Genomic DNA, 19,222 nt, shown 5'->3' with positions numbered 1-19,222 from the left:
GGGTGTATGGATAAAATCACATATCTCGACCAATTCAAACTTCACCAGAAACCATGGTATGAAACCGTTTTTGGTGCTTGGGATAAAGCCGGACTGACCGCAGAAGAGATCAAAATAGCGGAGAAGAAACTCCAAGAGTGCACCGCAGGGTTTGCTCCAGGAATCGAATACGAGACCGAACTGGCCATCCCCGACGGCATCAGCGAATCAGATCGCACCGCGCTTATCGAGAGCCACAAGAAAAGCATCAACAAGGCTTTAGGAAAATGCACTGGCGAGGCTACTCTTGCGATCGCTGGGCTGATAGGAGCAATTATGCTCAACAGCCGCAGATGGTAGCCGCAGACAATCCAGGCGCCGGCGGGCGGGGGGGTGGGTCGAAACCTTAGAGCCCTTTGCTCTGACACCGCCCCCCCATCTTTTTTTTTGCGCGGTCAAAATTGAGATTTGAAAATTTCGAGTCGTGGTTTCGCCCGGGCGGAGGGTTTGCTCCGGGTTTTTATTGTGATCCTGAGTCACTTTTAAAAACCAAGCGCGGCTGGATCAAATACCAGAAACAAGGGTAATTTAAGCGATTGAAAATGCGGGTACTTTTGCGGGTACCCGCGAGCATACCACCAATCGAACAGTCTATTTTTCAGGTACTTGATAGCTCTTTTCGATGCCTGCCGGGGGCACCATTGCCTTTCCCGCTGCTTACAGCACCGTGTCACTCGACCTTGGGTGTCGGACGCACCAGGATTTCGTTCACATCGACATGGGCCGGTTGTGACACGGCGTAGATCACCGCGCGGGCAATGTCGTCGTCGACCAGTGCATGCTCGGGCTTCTGATCGAAAAACGGCGTGTCGACCATGCCGGGCTCAATCAGCGTGACGCGAATGCCCGACCCTCGCAGCTCTTCCCGCAGACCATAACCGATCGCCGACACGGCCCATTTGGTCGCGCTGTACATGGATCCGGGAATGGTCGCCCGTCCGGCGGCGGAACCGGTCAGCAGCACCTGACCTTTCGATTCCCGTAATGCCGGTAAAGCCGCCTGCAAAGTCAAGCCGACCCCGTAGACGTTGGTGAGGATCATATCCCGCCAGGCTTCATGATCGGCACCGCTGAATCCACCCGGCGAACCGCCGCGTCCGGCGTTGGCAAAGACCACGTCCAGACGCCCGAAATGATCCAGCGTCTTGCTGACCACCGCTTTCTGCTGGTCGAAATCCTGGACGTCGCAGGACAGCGCCAGCGCCTTGGACTCGCCGCCCAGCTCCTCCTGTAGCGATCGCAACTTGTCGACGGAACGCGCCGCCAGCGCCAGTCGATAACCTTCTTTGGCCGCAGCCCGGGCTGTCGCGGCACCAATGCCTGAAGAGGCTCCCGTAATCAACATGACCTTGTCTGTCATCATCCGTCCTCCTGTTCGTCGGTTGATTCTGTCGAAGGTCTACGCCCGACAGTAACACGTGGACTTCCGTTACCGGGCCTCGAGATGGTCAGGGCAAAGACACGCTCACGTTCACGCCCAATTGGCCCACATTATGCAATCCGATACCGGTAAGCGTTGAAACCTTGACTTTCGGGGATCGAAAACCATGTCTCTGCTGACATCACTGATGCGGGCCGGCACCAGTTTCCAACAGGCCACAGAAAACCGGGCAGCCCAGAAGGCGGCCACACAAGCCAATGCTGGCGCGGATGTTGAGAAATCGGCCTCCGCCGACAGTGACAGCGTTACCATCAATGGCGGAGAAACCCACAAGGCATCCAGCAAGCTGTCGGTGAATTCGTTCAAGCAGAACGTGGGGCAGGATCATGCCTTTGTGAAGGATACGCTGCGGCACAAACTTGCCGAGTACGGGCTGAACCCGGCGACACGCATTGCCGTCTCCAGGAAAGAGTCCGGCGATTTCTCCATCAACGCGTTGATGCCGGAATCGACCCGCCAGCAGATCGAGAAGGACCTGGATAACAACAAGGCGTTTCGACAGGCGTTTGGCCGACTCAGCGTGAACGAGCCGACCGTCTCCTTTGTGGACACCGCCCTGCGCCTGAACCAGGCCTACGGTGTCAGCAACAGCGTACTGGACCAGATGGTCAGCGAAAACCAGCAGTTCAATGGACTGCAGGACCTGGCCCACCGCTACGACAGCCTGCGCAAAAACGCCGGCGCCACCGCCCTGGAAGCGGCCGGCCAGAATCGCCAGTACGCCTTCAGCCTGAATACCCGGGTCTGATCCGGTCGTCAGGCCTTACTGGAACGGGCCGGGATCCCCCTTGCCAACCCGGGTCACTTCCGGGACTTCCCCGCAGAAGTTCACAACCGTCGTTGCCTCGAAGCCACAGAACCCGCCGTCAATAATCAGGTCCAGTTCATGCTCAAGGGTCTCACGAATCTCGTACGGGTCGGTCATCGGTTCGGTCTCACCGGGCAGGATCAGGGTGCTGCTCATGATCGGCTCTCCCAGTTCCGCCAACAGGGCCTGGACAATGGGGTTGTCCGGCACTCGCAGACCGATGGTGCGGCGCTTGGGATGCAATAACCGACGCGGCACTTCGCTGGTGGCATCGAGGATGAACGTGTAAGGACCGGGCGTGAAATTCTTGAGCAGGCGGTATTGGGTGTTGTCCACCTTGGCGTACTGCCCGATATCGGACAGGTCGCGACACACCAGCGTGAAATTGTGCTTGTCGTCAAGGCGGCGAATGCGCTTGATGCGGTCTGTCGCCTGCTTGTCTTCGAGCTGACAGCCGATGGCATAGGCCGAATCCGTGGGGTAGACCACGACACCGCCCTTGCGCAGGATGTCGACAGCCTGGTTGATCAGGCGCAGCTGTGGCGTCTCCGGATGAATCTGGAAAAACTGGCTCATGGGGCATCCTTTTTGATTGAGCGAAATAGGTCATCCGGTCGGGACCGGTGCAATCATGTTCCTGGCGAACGTGAGCTTACGCCTTGTCGTGCCGGGACCCGCCAAGACACTGGGGCGATGCTGGCGATACCCCGTTGCGGGCCTGCCATTCCTCTGGCGTATACAGATGCAGGGCGAGAGCGTGGACGCCGGCCTGCAACTCCGCTCCGAGCGCACCGTAGATCGCCTGGTGCCGTTTGACGCGGTTCTTGCCGGCAAAGTCGTTGCTGACCAGCGTCACCTTGAAATGCGTCTCCGAATTCGGGGGCACACTGTGCATGTGACTTTCGTTTTCGACCGCCAGATGCGTCGCCTGGAACCCCTGGTTCAGCTTCTGTTCAATGGCAGTCTGGATGGGTGCCGTTTCGGCCATAAAGAACCTCCCTTAACAATACTCTCTATTGTAACGTAATCCCGACCCCGCCTGCTTGAGAAGACGCGGTCCACCCTTGACACTATCCGGCGGGTTCGCCATCTTCCATCGCCTGTTTCCGACCCGGTATCACCATGCGCCTGTTCATCGCCGAAAAACCCAGCCTCGCCCGCGCGATCGCGACGGCCCTGCCCGGTCATATTGAAAAAGGGCAAGGCTACCTGCGCTGCGGTGACGGCGACGTGGTGACCTGGTGCATCGGCCACCTGCTGGAACCGGCGGAACCGGCCCACTACGACCCACGCTGGAAGTCCTGGCGCCTGCATGAGTTGCCGATTTTCCCGGAACAGTGGGCCGTGCTGCCCAAAAACAACGTGCGCAACCAGCTCAAGATCCTGGAGACGCTGGTTGGCCAGGCGACAACGATTGTCCATGCCGGCGACCCGGATCGCGAGGGCCAGCTGTTGGTCGACGAAGTCCTGCGCTATTGTCGCGTGCGCATGCCGGTCGAGCGGCTGCTGATCCAGGATCTGACCCCCACCGCGGTGGTGCGGTCACTCTCGCAATTGCGCGACAACCGCGAGTTCCGGCATCTGTCCCACTCTGCCCTCGCGCGCCAGCGGGCGGACTGGCTCTACGGCATCAACCTGACCCGGGCCTACACCCTGCGCTACCAACAACAGGGCCAGCAAGGCGTCTATTCCGTTGGCCGGGTCCAGACTCCGGTTCTGGGATTGGTGGTGGAGCGGGACCTGACCATTGCCAACTTCGAGCCCAAGCCGTTCTACACGCTCACCGTCACCGGAGCGAGCCGTTCGGAACCGCCGGAAACGTTCACGGCCCGCTGGCGACCGGGGGAAGCGTTCCGACAGGCCATGGACGAAGAGGATCGCGTCCTCGACCGAAGCTTGGTGGAAAAGGTCGCCGCCGACGTGGACGGCCAGACGGGCACGATTACCCAGGCCCGCTTCCGCGAACGCAACGAAGCACCGCCGTTGCCGCTGTCCCTGTCGGCCCTGCAAATCGAGGCCGGTCGCTTGTACGGCCTGGGCGCGAAAGCCGTGCTGGATGCGGCTCAGTCCCTGTATGAAAAGCACCAGCTGATCACCTATCCCCGATCGGATTGCCGATACCTGCCGGAGGAACACTTCGGGCAACGCCACGCCGTGGTCGAGGCACTGCAATTTATCGCGCCGGGCCTCTCCAGACTGGCACAGCAAGCCGAACTCAAACGCCACTCCCGCGCGTGGGACGACAAGAAGGTGGATGCCCACCACGCGATTATTCCGACGACCCGGAAGCGGCCCGCGGGCAACCTCAGCCGATCGGAAATGCGCATCTACGAACTGATCAGTCGCTATTACCTGATGCAGTTCTTCCCCGATGCCGTTCACCGCGAGGGTCGCCTGGATCTGACCGTGGCCGACTATGACTTCCGCGCCACTGAAACCGGCGTCCTGGACGCTGGGTGGAAAGTGCTGGAAATCCGCCTCAAAGAGCAGAATGAAAAGCCGGCACGGCCTCTGCCCCGACTGGACGTTGGCGATCCGGTCGATTGCGCATCGCCTCAGATCAAGGATCGGATGACGCAGCCACCCAGCCATTTCACCGACGCCACGCTGCTGTCGGCCATGACAAACATCGCCCGTTTCGTGTCGGACGCCGAATTGCGCAAAACGCTGCGCGACACGGACGGCCTGGGCACCGAGGCTACCCGGGCCGGCATTATCGAAACCCTGTTCAAGCGGGACTACCTGATCCGTGACGGTCGCGCCATCAAGTCGACGGAGAAGGGCCAGGATTTGATTGGCGCACTCCCCGATGCGGTGGCACGGCCGGACATGACCGCGGTCTGGGAAGCCACGCTGGAGCGGATTCGCCAGGGCGAAGGCGACCCGAGGGCGTTCCTGGCGTCGATTGAAAAGCAGATCGGCACGCTGCTCGACCCGATCCGCTCCGCACCAGCCGCAAGCGGCTTCTCGAACGAACCGGTGGAGCAAACCGGCGTCCACTGCCCGGCCTGCCGCGCCCCGATGCGGGAGCGGACCGGCAAATTCGGCCGATTCTGGGCCTGCACGCGCTTCCCCCAATGCAAAGGTACGCGTCCATTCGAAGACGACAGTGATCACAACGACGGCACCGACCAGGCACCCGTGCCCTGCCCGGCCTGCTTTTCGCCCCTGGTGCGTCGTCACGGTAAAAAAGGCTGGTTCTGGGGCTGCAGTAATTTCCCCGCCTGCCGACAAACAGTAGGGGATGTCGACGGAAGGCCGGGTCGCCCGCAGTAGACGTCTCGCCCCCGCCTGAAAATCACGCTATCCGTCGCTGTTTATTACAGACCTATGGAACATTCGGGCGATCTGGTTAACAGTACGCTACACATTGACACTGACCCCTCGCTGGCAATTTGCAACAATATTCAACGCGATGGCGGTAATGGCGCACGACAATACGCAGGAGACTTTCAATGCGAATCGCATTACTGGAAGACGAGCTGGCTCAGGCAAGAAACATCGAAACCCTGCTGGCCGACAATCAACACCAATGTGACAGCTTCCAGACCGGCCAGTCTTTCCTGAGCGCCGTCACGCACCGCAGTTACGACCTGCTGATCCTCGACTGGCAGATTCCGGACATGACCGGGATTGACGTTCTGAAAAGCGTCCGCGCTCAGCTCAACTGGCCCATTCCCGTGGTTTTCCTGACCCAGCGCGACAGTGAGCAGGACATTGTTCAGGCGCTGGACGCCGGTGCCGACGATTACCTGTCAAAGCCGGCCCGTCCGGGCGAGCTGCTGGCGCGCATCCACGCGCTGGCCCGACGCAGCAATCCAGAGGTCGATCGCCCAGTACTGGAGTTCGGACCGTTCACCATCGACACCAAGGCACGCACGATTGTGCTGCACGGTGAACAAGTGACGCTGACCGACAAGGATTTTGACCTGACCCTGTTCCTGTTCCAGAACAAGGGCCGCCTGCTCACCCGTGAAATGTTACTGGAGCGGGTCTGGGGCGTGACCCGGGACATCAACACCCGGACCGTAGACACCCACATGAGCCGGCTGCGCCGGCGCCTGGGCATCAAGCCCGAGAACGGCTTCCGCATCAAGACCATCTACCAGCGCGGCTACCGCCTGGAATCGATGGACGAGATCGCCCTGGATGCGGACGACGACTCGCTACCGATCGGTGACTCGCCGTCCATCCAATGACGTATCCGACGGGCTAGACGATTCATGCCGATGCTTTCCAATGTCACCCGTGCCGCCCGATTCCTGGGCGGCCTCACGTTATTGACCCTGGCCTCGCACACCCAGGCGGACCTGTCCGTCACCCATGGTTCACAGCAGGGCAACCTGCAGGTGGCCCAGGCCCATGGCGTGGATGACTGGCGCTACACCCTGCGCCCGGGCGAGACCGTGGAACAGGTGGGCAAACGCCTGCTGGCATCCACCCACGACCTGAATCAGCTCCTGCAGCACAACGGGGTATCCAGCCCCGGTGACATCGTGCCCGGTCAGAGCATCCGCATCCCGGTCAACTGGCTTGAGAAAAGCCCCGAACCCGCCGTGGCCCTGGCCGTTTCCGGACCGGTTCAGCACGTCGACGGTGTGACCGGGCGGCGCCAGGCACTGACGGCACAGTCCCGCATCCGGGCCGGTGACGAAATCGCAACGGGTAGCGGTTTTGCCGTGGTTCAGCTGGCAGACGGTTCCCTCCTGCGCCTCGGGCGCAACACGGACCTGATGTTCAACCGGCTAACCCGCTTTGGCAAGACCGGCATGGTGGACACTCGCATGCGCCTTGACCGGGGCGAACTCGATGCGGAAGTGGAAAAACTGATCGACAAGGGCTCGCGCTTCGAGGTTGATACGCCCTCTGCTGTGGCCGCTGTGCGGGGAACCAAATTCAGCCTGCAAGCCACCTCATCGAAAACCCAACTGCAGGTGACCGAGGGCAAGGTTGAATTCGGACCACACGGTCGCACGGTTGGTATACCGGCCGGCTACAGCGGGACGGCGGGCCTGGGCACCCAAAACCCGGTGGACATCCGGCATTTACCGCCGGCGCCCGAACCCGGCGCGATCCCCGGCACCACCAACAAGATGCCGCTGGACATCGCCTGGCAGGCTATCCAGGGCGCCCAGGCCTATCAGATGGACATTTTCAACGCCGACACGGGCAATTGGGTGGCGCGTAAAACGTCGTCATCGCCAGAAATACGCCTGGATGATCTCGCCAATGGCCATTACCAGGTGCGGCTGGCGGCCATCGACCGCCATGGCAATCCCGGCATGCCCGACAAGCAGTCTATTACCGTGGACCAGAAAGCCCGCGCCGCCGAGCTGCAAACCCCCGAAGCCGACGCCAAAATTGATGACAAGATGCCGTCGTTTGCTTGGACCTATGAAGGTGATAACGAGGTAGGCCGGGTGGAAATTGCCAGCTCATCTGACTTTTCGGAACTGGTGGCCACCAGCGAGTGGGCGCCGGACAGCAATGCAATTCCATCCCGCGCCCTGACACCCGGGGAATATTACTGGCGGGTGGTGACCCGGACCGGGGGCAATTCCAACGCCACCAGTCAGCCGCGTAAGCTGGTCGTCAATGGCACCCTGCCACCGGCACGGATCATCAACATCAACTACGTCGACAGTCAGGTACGGATCTTCTGGCAACAGGTCGCAAGCGCCGACAAGTACCAGCTGCAGCTGTCTGAAGACCCGTCTTTCAAGCACATCATCAAGGAGGCCAACGTAGCCGACACCACGGCGGCCTTGCGCCTGATTCCCGGAAGACGGTATTTTGTGCGGCTGAAAGCGCTTTCTGATGGACCGATCAACGGCCGATGGGGACCGGGCAGGGAGCTATTTGTCAATTAAACCGTAACGGATGGAGTCCGTGTAAAAGCGTCGCAAACACCACGTTTTTTCACACCTCCAGGAAACGGGCTTCAATAAGCGAGACGCATGCACAGGGATTGGTTCCGACTGACACGCACTGCCTGGAAGCTGGCCCTCCCCCTTATTCTCATTGCGTTTGCACTGAAATTTGCCGGCCTGCCTCAGCGCCTCGACCTCTGGCTCTACGACACCCTTGCCCTGAGCACGCCTCTCGCACCGGCTTCTGACCTGGAGCTGGTAGCTATCGACGAGAAAAGTCTGCGTGAGCTCGGCCGCTGGCCGTGGCCCCGTCAGCGCCATGCAGAGCTCATCGAGCGCCTGACGGAGGCCGGCGCCAAAGTCATCGTCTTCGATGTGCTGTTCAGCGAAGCCGGTCCCGGTGATGATGCCCTGGCGGCCGCCATGAAGGCGCATGGCAAGGTCGTCCTGCCGGTTCACTTATACCCGTCCACCGCCGACGCCCCGCTCACCGAACAGCTACCGACACCGCAATTGACCCAGGTTGCCGGTGCGCTCGGCCATGTCCATGTTGAGTTGGATGAAGACGGTATCGCCCGCGGCCTCTACCTCTACAGCGGTCTGGGCGACGCCACCTGGCCGGCGTTATCCGTGGCCGCCGCACAACTCGGCGGCAGCGATGTCCCGGCCCGCAACTCCGGTGCGAATCAGGCGTCCCCTTACGTGAATGTCCGCAGCCAGTATGCCTACATTCCGCTTTCGGGACGCGTCGGGACGATATCCACCACGTCCTACAGCGATGTATTGCAGGGGCGGGTATCCATGGACCGCTTCGCCGGCAAAACGGTCTTTGTCGGTGCGACAGCCCCGGGCTTTGGTGATGTACTGCCAACGCCGCTGTCCGGCCTGGCAGCACCCATGTCCGGCGTCGAATTCCATGCCAATGCGTTTTCGGCCCTGGTCCAGCACAAGCTGATGATCACCATGCCACCCTACCAGCAATGGCTGCTACTCATCGCGATCATCCTGTTCATCAGCCTGGCCCTGCCCCAGCTCAAACCGTCCCACACCCTGTGGGTCTGCCTGATGACCAGCGCATTGCTGTTGCTCGCGACCACTTTGCTGTACCGGCATGCCAATTTCTGGATTCCGGTTTCCCAATCGCTGCTGATCCCCCTGATCGCCTACCCACTATGGAGCACCCGCCGCCTGACGCTGCTCAATACGTTTCTCAACCGTCAGCTCGATCTCCTCAGCCGCGATCCCGGCCTTGGCCTCAAGGAACCCAACGATCATCAGCCGCTGCGCGTCCTGGAAGACCTCTCCCAGCTCTTGCAGGCCCGAGGCTGGTGGCTATCCCAGGATGACGACGTGTTGGCCTGTCACAGCCTCTCAGAGGTGGACAGGCCGGATCGGCTGACGATTGGCCTGTGGATGCATAAAGGCGACCAGAGCTGGTTGCGCTTCAAACGCGGTGAACGGCAGTTCGATATGGGGCTGGCGCTGCCGCCCAGCCTGACCCGGGAAGCCAGCCGCCGCTACCTGCAACGGCTGCGACTGGACCATCCCGGCCATGGCGGCGGCGCGGAAAAGGACTATCCGGCGGAGAATATCGGCGCGCGCATTGAGCGGGTCCGGGGCGCCATCGAATCACTGACCGGGATGCGGGAATTCATCGGCCGCGGGTTCGAGCGCATGCCTGACGGCGTGATCGTGACCGATGCCCTGGCGACCATCCAGTTCGTCAACGGTCACATCGAGGAATGGTTCGGCGAGCCACGGCCAAGCCTCATTGGCATGCCACTGCCCGGCCTGCTCAACGCCCATGACCCCAGAGACGGCACACCCTGGCAGGAAACCATTGCCGACACGCTAACACTCGGCCAGACCCGTACCGTCGATTTACGCGTACGCGGCATGGATCTGCTGATCCACCTGGCGCCGTTCAGCATGTCCGATCACGAGCAACACGGCATCATCGCCAACATCTCCAATATTTCCGAGCTGCGGGAGCAGCAGCGACAGCATCGGGAAGCCATCGACTTCATCTCGCACGACGTGCGCTCGCCCCTGGTCTCCCAGCTGGCCCTGATCGCCCAGCTCAAGCGGCGCCCGGAGTCCATTGGCCCGGAGCAGCTCGAGCAGTTGGGCAACCTGGCTCGGCGCAGCTACCAACTGGCCGAGGAATTCGTGCAGCTCGCCCGGGCCGAGCAGTTGACCGAGACCCGCTTCTACGACTGTGAATTCCTGTCCGTGGTCGAGAACGCCCGGGACAGCGTCAGCGAACAGGCCCAGAGCAAAGGCATCGAACTCGCCCTGCACGGTCTGGACGACATCTGGCTGCGGGGCAACGCCGAGTTGCTGGAGCGAGCGGTCATCAACCTGCTGACCAACGCCGTGCAATACAGCCCACCGGGGTCCACCGTCACCATCCAGGTGTTCCGGGCCGGCCATCAGGTTTGCCTGACGATCTCCGACGAAGGCATGGGCATCGCGGCTCACGAACTGCCTCATTTGTTCGACCGTTACCGGCGCCAGAAGAGCACGGAATTATCCGGCAACCGGGGCGCCGGCCTGGGCCTGTCGTTCGTCAAAGTCGTGGTGGACAAGCACAAGGGGGAAATCAGCGTGGAGTCGAAGGAAGGCCAGGGGTCGTCGTTTACCCTGCGTCTGCCGGTGGCCGATCCGCTGGCCACCATCGCAGCTGAGACCTCAGACTCAGATTGACTTGCTCAATACCTGGGACAGGGGGCTTGTCAGCCCTTCGGTATCGATCGCCCGAACAGCAAAGTACCAGTCTCCCGAATCCAGGTTTTCAATGGTATGGGTCGTGGTGCTGGCGCTTGAAATCGTAATGGTGTTGTCGAGACGATCGGCGCTGTGCCCGTAGACGATCTCGTATCCCTGCAGCTCACCCATGGCGATGCTGTCGCCATTCATGCGGGTGAGCGGCGCATCCCAGGTCAGCGTTGCCGTATGGTCAACAATGACGCCGCCGCTGTTATCGCTGGGCGTATCGGCCTCGCTCCCGTTACCGGCGACGACCGCATAGTAGGCCTGGGTGCGGGTGGAGACCTCATCCAGTGTCGCCACGATCGAGGCATTGTTCACCTCGGATTTCAGCCCTTCTGACAAAACGGCAGCTTCGAGCATGACCGATTCCACAGACAGGTCATTGCCGCCGTTGGACGCCGAAGAAAAGCTTCCCTCGTCACGAATCAGTGACTCGCTGTCCGTCAGTACTTCTTCAATGGATTGCCAGTGGTCGCCATCGACCAGTGACAAAAACGCGGCGTTGATAACGGCCAGCTGCACCGCGTCAGTACTACCGGAAAAGCCGTTGAGTCGCACCAGATCCGGCGGCGGCAACTGCAGGGTGCCGGCCTGGAGACCAAAGGCCGATTCCATCTCCGCGTAGGCCCGGGTGAGACTGGTCGCGGAGAACCCCACGTCGGAGGCCTCAGCGAGAGCAACGGCCAGACTTGAAAGAGGAGTCAGATAAACCTCGCGAGTGTCCGACAGATTGACCGCACCGCGCAGCCGGAAATCGTCATTCAGCGGGAAGGTCTCGCCAAAGGCTACTGCACTGGACGTCCCGGTAAAACAGGACGGTACGACGTCACAGGTCATCCGGGTAGCGCCATTGGCACGCAGTTCAACCAGGATCCAGCCAGAGGCCTTGCGCTTGATCGGCAACTGGAAACGCCCCTGCTTGTCGGTCGTCACGGAGTCACCCAGAGCGCTGCCGATTTCGAAACGCCCGGTGTCCGCGTTCTTTTCGAGCGTCCAGGCGGTAACGTCACCATCACTGATAATGCCCTTGATCGCGCCACCGTTCAGCACGATAGACTCGGGCATGGCACTGGACGACGTGGAGACGTCATCTGACGATCCACCGCCACCGCAGCCAACAAGCAGAAGGGATAATGTCAGACTGGCAATCCCTGCCCATGACCGATTAATGACGGTAAAAAACATGTTTTTGCACCACTAATTTGACGATACAGCGTCACTGTATCCAAGCGGCGTAAAAACTAATGTGTTTTACGTCATTTTATGGTTTATTTTTTAGCCAATATTTTGACACTTATTGGGACGAAGCCATGGCCCAACGCACCACCCACTTCGCCATCCGACGATTCCGACCGGAATTCGACTGCGCTGCCATCGGCGCCCTGTACAGCCAGTCGATCATCGAGCTGGGCGCGACATGCTACGAGCCTGAGGTGATCGAGGTCTGGCGCCAATGGGGCGAGAGCACCCAGGCCATCGCCCTGACCCTGAGCCAGGGGCAAACCCTCATCGCCCAGCACAGCGGCCGGATCGCAGGCTTCGCCCAGCGACAGCCGCACGACCACATCAACATGCTGTACACCCACCCGGACTTCGCGCGCCGCGGCATCGCCTCGGCGTTACTTGAAGAGCTGCTGATATCCGCCCGCCGCGAGGGCGTACGCGAGCTTTCCGTGGATGCCAGCCGGGTATCCCGCCCCCTGTTCGAGAAACACGGATTTAAAGCGGGTGAAGCGGAATGGATCGAGAGGGAGAATTTGAGGATTGAGCGCTTTCCAATGACGCACTTGCTGGATGACGACTAACGCATCCAGTTGGAGTGGACCTTGAGCCTTAACAGGGACCGACGGTAGGTTGGGCTGACAAAGGAAGCCCAACACAAGCGCATACCGGACGCTCCTGTTATCGCGAAAATGCGTGGAGCATGGGCGCTTGGCGACCATCAGGCTGAATGAGAGCGGCGGCAAACCCCGATTATTGGGTTTCCTGCGTCAGCCCAACCTACGATACTGAAGCGTCTGCTACATTTTAAAGCCCGGGCACAAACAAAAAAGACCAGTCCTCAGACTGGCCTCTCTCATATTGGTAGCGGGGAGCAAGTGCGATGAAGCACTTGCGGCAGCGACAATTCCGCGCAAAGCGCCAAAAGAGGGCTGACTCACAAAGCCCCCTCCAGGAACGAAAATGGCCAGTCCTCAGACTGGCCATTCTCAAATTGGTAGCGGGGGCTGGATTCGAACCAACGACCTTCGGGTTATGAGCCCGACGAGCTACCAGACTGCTCCACCCCGCATCAAAACGGCTTTTAACTTTAGACCGAGAACTCTGGAAGCGTTCCCGGAAACACCCAACTTTGGGTAAACGTGGTAGCGGGGGCTGGATTCGAACCAACGACCTTCGGGTTATGAGCCCGACGAGCTACCAGACTGCTCCACCCCGCATCAAAACTTTCTCTAGCCCGGCAACTTCAGTTACCTGCGATCCGGGCTCACAACCCAAAGGTCGAAATACTCCCTTCGGCTGTTTTGGAATGGGGAGCCCGACGAACCACCAGACTGCTCCACCCCGCATCAAACTTTTAGAAATCAAGCACTTCGTGAATGCGCCCTTGATCTCAGTGGCGCGAATAATACGGCCTTGCGGGGTGGGTGTCAAACGTTTCTCGTAGCGGATTTCACACATTGTAAAACCACGCATCAGTTCCGGCGCCGGGCTTGCCAATTGACGCATTACAGGTTATTCAGAAAGATCACAAAAGTACGATACGCTCAGCTGCTTGCGCCTTGAGTCTTTCATCCGGACCTGTCATGCCGTCATCCGATCACAAACATGCGACCCATCGCCTGGAGGCCCTGATTCAGCAGGCTCGCCGCAATGAGGCGATCGCAGCAAAGCTGTTCGACATCGAGCTGGATATGCTGCGAGCAGCCGAGCTGAGCCAGTTCGCCGATGGCCTGACCGAGCAGGTCCGGGATCGGTTTGAACTGGATGAGGTCTGGTTTGCGCTGACGGATATCGAAGACAACCGCCGCATCCTCGCGCTGCTGGGCGAACAGGGTGGCCTTTCCGAACGCCTGCTGGTGAGTGCGGTCGACTTTCTCCGCCTGACGGAGAACAGTGATACGCCGGTGCTCCGCGACAACATCCGCCCCCTGCAGCCGCTCGTTCCACGCCACCTGCGAAGCCGTATCCGCTCACTGGCCATTCTGCCCCTGCAAATGGAGGGACGACTGATCGGCGCTCTGATCCTGGGCTCCGGCGACGTCACGCGCTATCAGCCGGAGATGGAATCCTTCTTTCTGCACCAACTGGCGATCAAGGCCTCTGCCGGCCTGACCAGCATATGGGCGCGGGAGCAACTTCGCCTGCTCGCCACACGCGACCCGTTAACCGGCCTGCGCAATCGACGGGATATGGAAGCGGTGCTGGGACAGGAACTGGGCCGATCACAGCGTCACGAGCAGCCACTCGCCCTGCTCTTTCTCGACCTGGACGACTTCAAGACGGTCAACGACACCTGGGGGCACGAAGCCGGCGATGCCTGCCTGGTTCACGTGGCCCGCCGAATGCAATCGCTGATGCGCCGGGATGACAGTCTGTTCCGCTTCGCTGGCGATGAATTTATCGCCTTACTCCCCGGACAGACGGAAGAACGGACGGAACAGATCGCCAGCCGGATGCAGGACGATCTCAAATCAAATCCGGTGACGATCCGTGGCGAGGCGGTTTCGGTCAGCTTCAGCTACGGCATCGCCTGTATTCGCCCGGAAACCAACACGACGACGGAAGAACTGCTGCGACTGGCCGACCAGCGACTGTATGAGATGAAGCGACGCGCACCGGCCTGATTCGGACACGAAACAGCCCCACCTCAGACGTCAAACAGATCCGTGGGAAAGACCGGGACCGAGGCCGTTGCCGCACCGATGCTCTCCAGCGCCTCCCTGACAGGACGAAACGAGCGACGATGGACAGGCGTCACGCCCAGACGCGCCAGGGCTTCAAGGTGAACCGGGGTGGGATATCCCTTGTGGGCACCGAGGCCATAGCCGGGGTAATGATCTTCCAACGCCAGCATCTCCTGATCGCGCGCTACCTTGGCCAGGATCGACGCGGCGCTGATGGCAGCGACGCGGCTGTCGCCCTTGACCACCGGCTCACTGGGCCAGCGCCACTTTGGACAGCGGTTACCATCGACCAGCACATGCTCTGGCGCCGGTTGCAAGCCACCCACTGCTCGCTCCATGGCCAGCATGGTCGCCTGATAGATGTTCAGTTCGTCGATCTCATGCACTTCGCAGCGCCCCAGACACCAGGCCAACGCCTTTTCCCGGATCTCGCCAGCCAGCGCCTCCCGGCGCCGCTCTGTCAGCTTCTTGGAGTCGGTCAGGCCTTCGATCGGCCGGGCCGGGTCAAGAATAACCGCGGCAGTGACGACAGGCCCCGCCAGCGGCCCCCGACCCACTTCATCGACACCGGCCAGTAAATCGCCCTGATACGCCGCCACAAACGGCTGTCCGACCAAACTAGCGGCGGCCATCGACGCCCCCTTCGATCAACGGCACCAAGGCCTCGGCCGCGCGTTCATTGGCATTGCGACGCAACATATCGTGCAATTCAGAGAAAGCCTCTTTAAGCGCGTCAATGTCCGGCCCCGGCGTCAGCCGGTCCAGTACCGCCTGACCAAGCGCTTCAGGTGTCGCCTTATCCTGTAGCAGCTCGGGCACCAGCTCCCGACGGGCGAGCAGGTTGGGCAGCGCGACGTGCGGCACCTTAACAAGGTGAGAGGCAAGAAAGTAGGTAAAGCTGTTCAGACGATAGCCCACCACCATGGGTTTCTTGAGCAGCATCGCTTCCAGCGTGGCCGTTCCGGAAGCCAGCAACACCACATCAGCTGCAGCCATGACATCCCTTGAACGCCCCAAAACCAGACGCACCGGCAGCTTGACGTCCATCGCGTCGAGCAGTGCTTCCAGCTGCATTTGCCTTGCACGATTCACACAGGGGATGACCAGCTGAAGATCCGGCTTACGGAACTGCAGCCACCGGGCCGCCGCGAGGAAAAGCTCGCCGAGACGCTCCACTTCACCGGCACGACTCCCAGGCAGAATGGCCAGTACCGGCGCGGACGCGTCAAGTTCCAGCGATTGCCGAAACGCCTGGGTATTGGGCTCCATCGGGATCGCATCGGCCAACGGATGACCGACACAAGCCACCGGCACATCGTGCTCTTCGTAGAACCGGGCCTCGAAGGGAAACAGGGTGAGCATCTTGTCCACCGCCCGCGCGATCTTGTGGATGCGCTTACGGCGCCAGGCCCAGACAGAAGGGCTAACGTAGTGGGCGGTGCGGATCCCGGCCTCGCGCAACTGCAACTCCAGGCCGATGGTGAAGTCCGGGGAATCAATGCCGATGACGATGGCCGGCGGCGTGGCCAGGAAGTAGTCGCGCACACGCCTGCGAATGGAAACCAGCTCTCGCAGACGCTCAAGCACCTCCACCAACCCCATGACGGACAACCGATCCATGGGCACCAGGGAGTGAAAACCCTCGGCCTGCATCTCTTCACCGCCGATACCAGCAAAACGGGCATTCGGGTAGCGCCGGCGCAACGACTGGATGAGCCCGGCGCCCAAAATATCGCCGGACGCCTCGCCCGCCACGATACCGATGGTGAACGCACGCTCGCTGATCATGGAGGCTTTCGGGGACGCGGCCTCGTGCTTGACTGAGACCGCAGGGAAAGGCGGGGATTCCGTCACGGTCACCCCGTTATCGAACGATACCGCGATGCGCTATGCGCAGGGATTCGATCAGTGCATCGAGCTCAGGCTGACCAGAGAAATCCCGCTCCAATACTTCAAGGGCCTGCGCCAGGGTGTGCCCCTGCCGGTAGATCACCTTGTAGGCCCGACGCAACTCGGTGATCACCTCGCGGCTGAAGCCACGTCGCTTGAGGCCCTCGGCGTTCAGACCATGGGCGGACGCCGACTGGCCACTGGCCATGATGTAGGCCGGAATGTCCTTCAGCACGATGCTGCCGCCGGCGCTCATGCTGTGGGCGCCAATATGGCAGAACTGGTGCACCATGGTGCCCCCGCCCAGAATCGCCCAGTCACCCACCGACACGTGGCCGGCCAGGGTCGCGCAGTTGGCCAGGATGGTGTTATCACCCACAACGCAATCGTGCGCCACATGCACATAGGCCATCAGCAGGTTGTTGCTGCCAATCACCGTTTCACCCCGATCCTGGACCGTGCCACGGTGGATGGTGCAGTTTTCACGAATCTCGTTGTTGTCACCGATAATCAGCCGCGTCGGCTCACCGGCGTACTTCTTGTCCTGGCACTCTTCGCCCACACTGCAAAACTGGAAAATGCGGTTATTGCGGCCGATGACGGTCGGCCCCTTGATCACCACATGGGACAGAACTTCCGTACCGTCGCCAATTTCCACATCGGGTCCCACATAACTGAAGGGACCCACGGTCACGTCCTTCCCCAACTTCGCTCCGGGATCAACGATCGCCTGAGGATGGACTCCCGACCAGACCTGTGTCGCCATCAAACTTCTCTCTCAGCGGTCATGATTTCCGCGACGCAGGCAACCTTGTCATCCACCAGCGCGCGGCAGTCAAACTTCCAGATGCCGTGCTTGTCCGAAATGAAACGGGACTCAAGACGCAACTGGTCTCCCGGTACCACCGGCCGCTTGAAGCGAGCCTTACTGGAACCGGCGAGGTAGTGTATCACGCCATCGGACGGTTTCCGGTCGACAGTCACAAACCCGAGAATCCCTGACAACTGCGCCATGGCCTCAATAATGAGCACACCCGGCATGATCGGCTTGCCCGGGAAGTGTCCGTTGAAGAACGGCTCGTTAATCGAAATGTTCTTGTAGCCGACAATGGACTGCCCTTTCTCGACTTCCGTGACGCGATCCACCAGCAGGAACGGATAGCGGTGGGGCAGGAATTCCATAATTTCTTCAATATGCATCATCAGGTACGGCCTCAGGCTCGTTTAAGCAGTTTCTTCTCTAACTCGCGCAATTTCCGCGCCAGATCATCCAGCTGACGGAAGCGCACGACGCTCTTTTGCCACTTGCGGTTTGTATCCACGCCGGTACCTGACGAGTAAACACCCGGTTCCTTCAGACTGCGTGTCACCATCGTCATGCCGGTCAGGTGCACGTTGTCGGCAATCTCGAGATGTCCACCCACCCCGGATGCGCCACCAAAGACGCAGTGCCGTCCCACCCGTGTACTGCCGGCTATACCGGTCAGTGCCGCCATAGCCGTGTGATCACCGATGCTCACGTTATGGGCGATCTGGATGAGATTATCCAGTTTGACGCCATCGCCGATGACGGTGTCGTCCAGCGCGCCGCGATCAATTGTCGTATTGGCGCCGATCTCCACATCATCGCCGATGACCACGCGTCCAACCTGGGCGATGCGATGCCAGACGCCTTTTTCATTGGCGAATCCAAACCCCTGGGAACCGATCACGGCACCGCTCAGGATCAGACAACGCTTGCCGACGACGACGTCGTGATAGAGCGTCACCCGCGGGTTGAGTCGGGACCCTTCCCCGACCCGGCAGCGCTGACCGACCACACAACCCGCGCCAATCACCGCACGATCGGCGACCGACGCGTCTGCCTCGATGACCGCCTGGGGACCGATCCAGGCTGTTTCGGCAATCGTTGCCGACGGATCAACTACCGCCGAGGGATGAATGCCGGCCTCAGGATTGGGCTCGGGATCAAACCAGTGGCTCAACCGAGCATAACCGAGGTAGGGATTGTCCAGTAACAGGACATTGGTCGGACACTCGTCAGCCATGTCCGGCGAGACGATCACGGCCGTAGCTCGCGTCTCCTTGAGATAGCGGCCGTAGGACGGGTTGGCCAGGAAAGAGATCTGGCCCTCTCCCGCAGACTGCAGCGTCGCAATGCCGCTGATCTGGACCGATTCATCCCCGATTACGCGACCGCCCAGTGCCTGTGCAATGTCGCCCAGCGTATGGACTTTGTTCGTCATGATTCACTCCACCCTGTCTTGGGATACTGCTTCGGGCTCACCGTCGCAAATACACAGGACGCGGACAGCCTCCCTTGTGCCAGCCACCAGACCTGAAAAGCCCCTGAAAAGGTGACGGGTCGCCTCGCCTCCCTATTGAGGGCGAAATACAACCCGCCCCTGGACAGGGGCTCTTCGCCAAAACGAGTCGCCCGAAAAATACCGCCGAATCCTGCCAGAGGCCCCGCAGCGGGACAATGGCTGGAACC

Annotated in this window: 17 protein-coding genes and 2 tRNA genes; 8 read left to right on the top strand and 11 right to left on the bottom strand. The window is 60.6% G+C overall.

Translation table 11 applies throughout. From position 1 onward, the window contains the following. Positions 1-6: 6 nt before the first annotated feature. Entirely contained in the window at positions 7-339 is a 333-nt protein-coding gene (locus J3364_RS20650; protein WP_349560037.1) for a hypothetical protein, read from the top strand. 370 nt (positions 340-709) lie between these two features. On the opposite strand, the gene J3364_RS20645 is transcribed toward J3364_RS20650, so the two are convergent. Further along, positions 710-1,402, bottom strand: a complete 693-nt coding sequence (locus J3364_RS20645) for an SDR family oxidoreductase (RefSeq protein ID WP_502882536.1) — start codon at positions 1,400-1,402, stop codon at positions 710-712. A gap of 184 nt (positions 1,403-1,586) precedes the next feature. Between J3364_RS20645 and J3364_RS20640 the strand changes: the two genes are divergently transcribed. Beyond that, on the top strand, positions 1,587-2,228 hold the full coding sequence (locus J3364_RS20640) for a hypothetical protein (RefSeq protein WP_349560036.1): 642 nt from the start codon (positions 1,587-1,589) through the stop codon (positions 2,226-2,228). Between the two features lie 15 nt (positions 2,229-2,243). Here J3364_RS20640 and J3364_RS20635 read toward each other — a convergent pair whose 3' ends face one another. Together J3364_RS20635 and J3364_RS20630 are read right to left on the bottom strand one after the other, a co-directional pair. Beyond that, the gene (locus tag J3364_RS20635) at positions 2,244-2,864 is read right to left on the bottom strand and encodes an L-threonylcarbamoyladenylate synthase (RefSeq protein ID WP_123634972.1); all 621 of its coding nucleotides are present in this window, start codon (positions 2,862-2,864) and stop codon (positions 2,244-2,246) included. A gap of 76 nt (positions 2,865-2,940) precedes the next feature. Beyond that, entirely contained in the window at positions 2,941-3,276 is a 336-nt protein-coding gene (locus J3364_RS20630) for a BolA family protein (protein ID WP_349560035.1), read from the bottom strand. 134 nt (positions 3,277-3,410) lie between these two features. Between J3364_RS20630 and J3364_RS20625 the strand changes: the two genes are divergently transcribed. From J3364_RS20625 to J3364_RS20610, 4 genes are all read left to right on the top strand, one after another. After that, a complete protein-coding gene (locus J3364_RS20625) occupies positions 3,411-5,564 on the top strand; it encodes a DNA topoisomerase III (protein ID WP_349560034.1) in 2,154 nt (717 codons plus the stop codon). Positions 5,565-5,743: 179 nt separating this feature from the next. Continuing rightward, the gene (locus tag J3364_RS20620) at positions 5,744-6,487 is read left to right on the top strand and encodes a response regulator transcription factor (protein ID WP_349560033.1); all 744 of its coding nucleotides are present in this window, start codon (positions 5,744-5,746) and stop codon (positions 6,485-6,487) included. Between the two features lie 24 nt (positions 6,488-6,511). Then, positions 6,512-8,158, top strand: coding sequence for a FecR domain-containing protein (locus tag J3364_RS20615; RefSeq protein WP_349560032.1), 1,647 nt, complete (start codon positions 6,512-6,514; stop codon positions 8,156-8,158). A gap of 87 nt (positions 8,159-8,245) precedes the next feature. Further along, complete coding sequence (locus J3364_RS20610) at positions 8,246-10,864, top strand: CHASE2 domain-containing protein (RefSeq protein ID WP_349560031.1); 2,619 nt, start codon at positions 8,246-8,248, stop codon at positions 10,862-10,864. On the opposite strand, the gene J3364_RS20605 is transcribed toward J3364_RS20610, so the two are convergent. Continuing rightward, positions 10,856-11,995, bottom strand: coding sequence for a fibronectin type III domain-containing protein (locus tag J3364_RS20605; protein ID WP_349560030.1), 1,140 nt, complete (start codon positions 11,993-11,995; stop codon positions 10,856-10,858). The two genes, J3364_RS20610 and J3364_RS20605, sit on opposite strands and share 9 nt — an antisense overlap. 245 nt (positions 11,996-12,240) lie before the next feature. On the opposite strand from J3364_RS20605, the gene J3364_RS20600 reads away from it, so the two are divergent. Further along, complete coding sequence (locus J3364_RS20600; RefSeq protein ID WP_349560029.1) at positions 12,241-12,735, top strand: GNAT family N-acetyltransferase; 495 nt, start codon at positions 12,241-12,243, stop codon at positions 12,733-12,735. 411 nt (positions 12,736-13,146) lie between these two features. Here the strand turns inward: J3364_RS20600 and J3364_RS20595 are convergent. Both J3364_RS20595 and J3364_RS20590 read right to left on the bottom strand, forming a co-directional pair. Beyond that, positions 13,147-13,223: transfer RNA gene (locus J3364_RS20595), tRNA-Met, on the bottom strand. A gap of 71 nt (positions 13,224-13,294) precedes the next feature. After that, a tRNA-Met gene (locus J3364_RS20590) sits at positions 13,295-13,371 on the bottom strand. 366 nt (positions 13,372-13,737) lie between these two features. Here J3364_RS20590 and J3364_RS20585 point away from each other — a divergent pair. Next, positions 13,738-14,778 (top strand): GGDEF domain-containing protein, encoded by a 1,041-nt coding sequence (locus J3364_RS20585; RefSeq protein ID WP_349560028.1) that lies wholly within the window; start codon positions 13,738-13,740, stop codon positions 14,776-14,778. A 23-nt stretch (positions 14,779-14,801) separates the two neighbouring features. On the opposite strand, the gene rnhB is transcribed toward J3364_RS20585, so the two are convergent. From rnhB to lpxD, 5 genes are all read right to left on the bottom strand, one after another. Further along, positions 14,802-15,470: a ribonuclease HII gene (gene rnhB, locus J3364_RS20580; protein ID WP_349560027.1), complete on the bottom strand. Its 669-nt coding sequence runs from the start codon at positions 15,468-15,470 to the stop codon at positions 14,802-14,804. Further along, positions 15,457-16,626 (bottom strand): lipid-A-disaccharide synthase, encoded by a 1,170-nt coding sequence (gene lpxB / locus J3364_RS20575; RefSeq protein ID WP_349560025.1) that lies wholly within the window; start codon positions 16,624-16,626, stop codon positions 15,457-15,459. Before lpxB ends, rnhB begins: the two co-directional genes overlap by 14 nt. Before the next feature lie 76 nt (positions 16,627-16,702). After that, complete coding sequence (lpxA, locus tag J3364_RS20570; RefSeq protein ID WP_123634981.1) at positions 16,703-17,494, bottom strand: acyl-ACP--UDP-N-acetylglucosamine O-acyltransferase; 792 nt, start codon at positions 17,492-17,494, stop codon at positions 16,703-16,705. Further along, the gene (fabZ, locus tag J3364_RS20565) at positions 17,494-17,931 is read right to left on the bottom strand and encodes a 3-hydroxyacyl-ACP dehydratase FabZ (protein ID WP_123634982.1); all 438 of its coding nucleotides are present in this window, start codon (positions 17,929-17,931) and stop codon (positions 17,494-17,496) included. The genes lpxA and fabZ overlap by 1 nt, the downstream gene beginning before the upstream one ends. A gap of 11 nt (positions 17,932-17,942) precedes the next feature. After that, positions 17,943-18,974, bottom strand: a complete 1,032-nt coding sequence (gene lpxD, locus J3364_RS20560; protein WP_349560024.1) for a UDP-3-O-(3-hydroxymyristoyl)glucosamine N-acyltransferase — start codon at positions 18,972-18,974, stop codon at positions 17,943-17,945. Positions 18,975-19,222 lie beyond the last annotated feature (248 nt).

Origin of the sequence: Marinobacter sp. NFXS9, assembly GCF_040148665.1 — a bacterium.
GTDB lineage: Bacteria > Pseudomonadota > Gammaproteobacteria > Pseudomonadales > Oleiphilaceae > Marinobacter_A > Marinobacter_A mangrovi.
This window is presented reverse-complemented; position numbering and strand designations above follow the sequence as displayed.

Coding starts and splice junctions, on each gene's coding strand:
- J3364_RS20625 (WP_349560034.1), top strand. CDS start 3,411: ATGCGCCTGTTCATCGCCGAAAAACCCAGCCTCGCCCGCGCGATCGCG.
- J3364_RS20600 (WP_349560029.1), top strand. CDS start 12,241: ATGGCCCAACGCACCACCCACTTCGCCATCCGACGATTCCGACCGGAA.
- J3364_RS20620 (WP_349560033.1), top strand. CDS start 5,744: ATGCGAATCGCATTACTGGAAGACGAGCTGGCTCAGGCAAGAAACATC.
- J3364_RS20645 (WP_502882536.1), bottom strand. CDS start 1,402: ATGATGACAGACAAGGTCATGTTGATTACGGGAGCCTCTTCAGGCATT.
- J3364_RS20610 (WP_349560031.1), top strand. CDS start 8,246: ATGCACAGGGATTGGTTCCGACTGACACGCACTGCCTGGAAGCTGGCC.
- fabZ (WP_123634982.1), bottom strand. CDS start 17,931: ATGATGCATATTGAAGAAATTATGGAATTCCTGCCCCACCGCTATCCG.
- J3364_RS20605 (WP_349560030.1), bottom strand. CDS start 11,995: ATGCCCGAGTCTATCGTGCTGAACGGTGGCGCGATCAAGGGCATTATC.
- lpxD (WP_349560024.1), bottom strand. CDS start 18,974: ATGACGAACAAAGTCCATACGCTGGGCGACATTGCACAGGCACTGGGC.
- lpxA (WP_123634981.1), bottom strand. CDS start 17,494: ATGGCGACACAGGTCTGGTCGGGAGTCCATCCTCAGGCGATCGTTGAT.
- J3364_RS20635 (WP_123634972.1), bottom strand. CDS start 2,864: ATGAGCCAGTTTTTCCAGATTCATCCGGAGACGCCACAGCTGCGCCTG.
- rnhB (WP_349560027.1), bottom strand. CDS start 15,470: ATGGCCGCCGCTAGTTTGGTCGGACAGCCGTTTGTGGCGGCGTATCAG.
- J3364_RS20640 (WP_349560036.1), top strand. CDS start 1,587: ATGTCTCTGCTGACATCACTGATGCGGGCCGGCACCAGTTTCCAACAG.
- J3364_RS20630 (WP_349560035.1), bottom strand. CDS start 3,276: ATGGCCGAAACGGCACCCATCCAGACTGCCATTGAACAGAAGCTGAAC.
- J3364_RS20615 (WP_349560032.1), top strand. CDS start 6,512: ATGCCGATGCTTTCCAATGTCACCCGTGCCGCCCGATTCCTGGGCGGC.
- lpxB (WP_349560025.1), bottom strand. CDS start 16,626: ATGATCAGCGAGCGTGCGTTCACCATCGGTATCGTGGCGGGCGAGGCG.
- J3364_RS20585 (WP_349560028.1), top strand. CDS start 13,738: ATGCCGTCATCCGATCACAAACATGCGACCCATCGCCTGGAGGCCCTG.
- J3364_RS20650 (WP_349560037.1), top strand. CDS start 7: ATGGATAAAATCACATATCTCGACCAATTCAAACTTCACCAGAAACCA.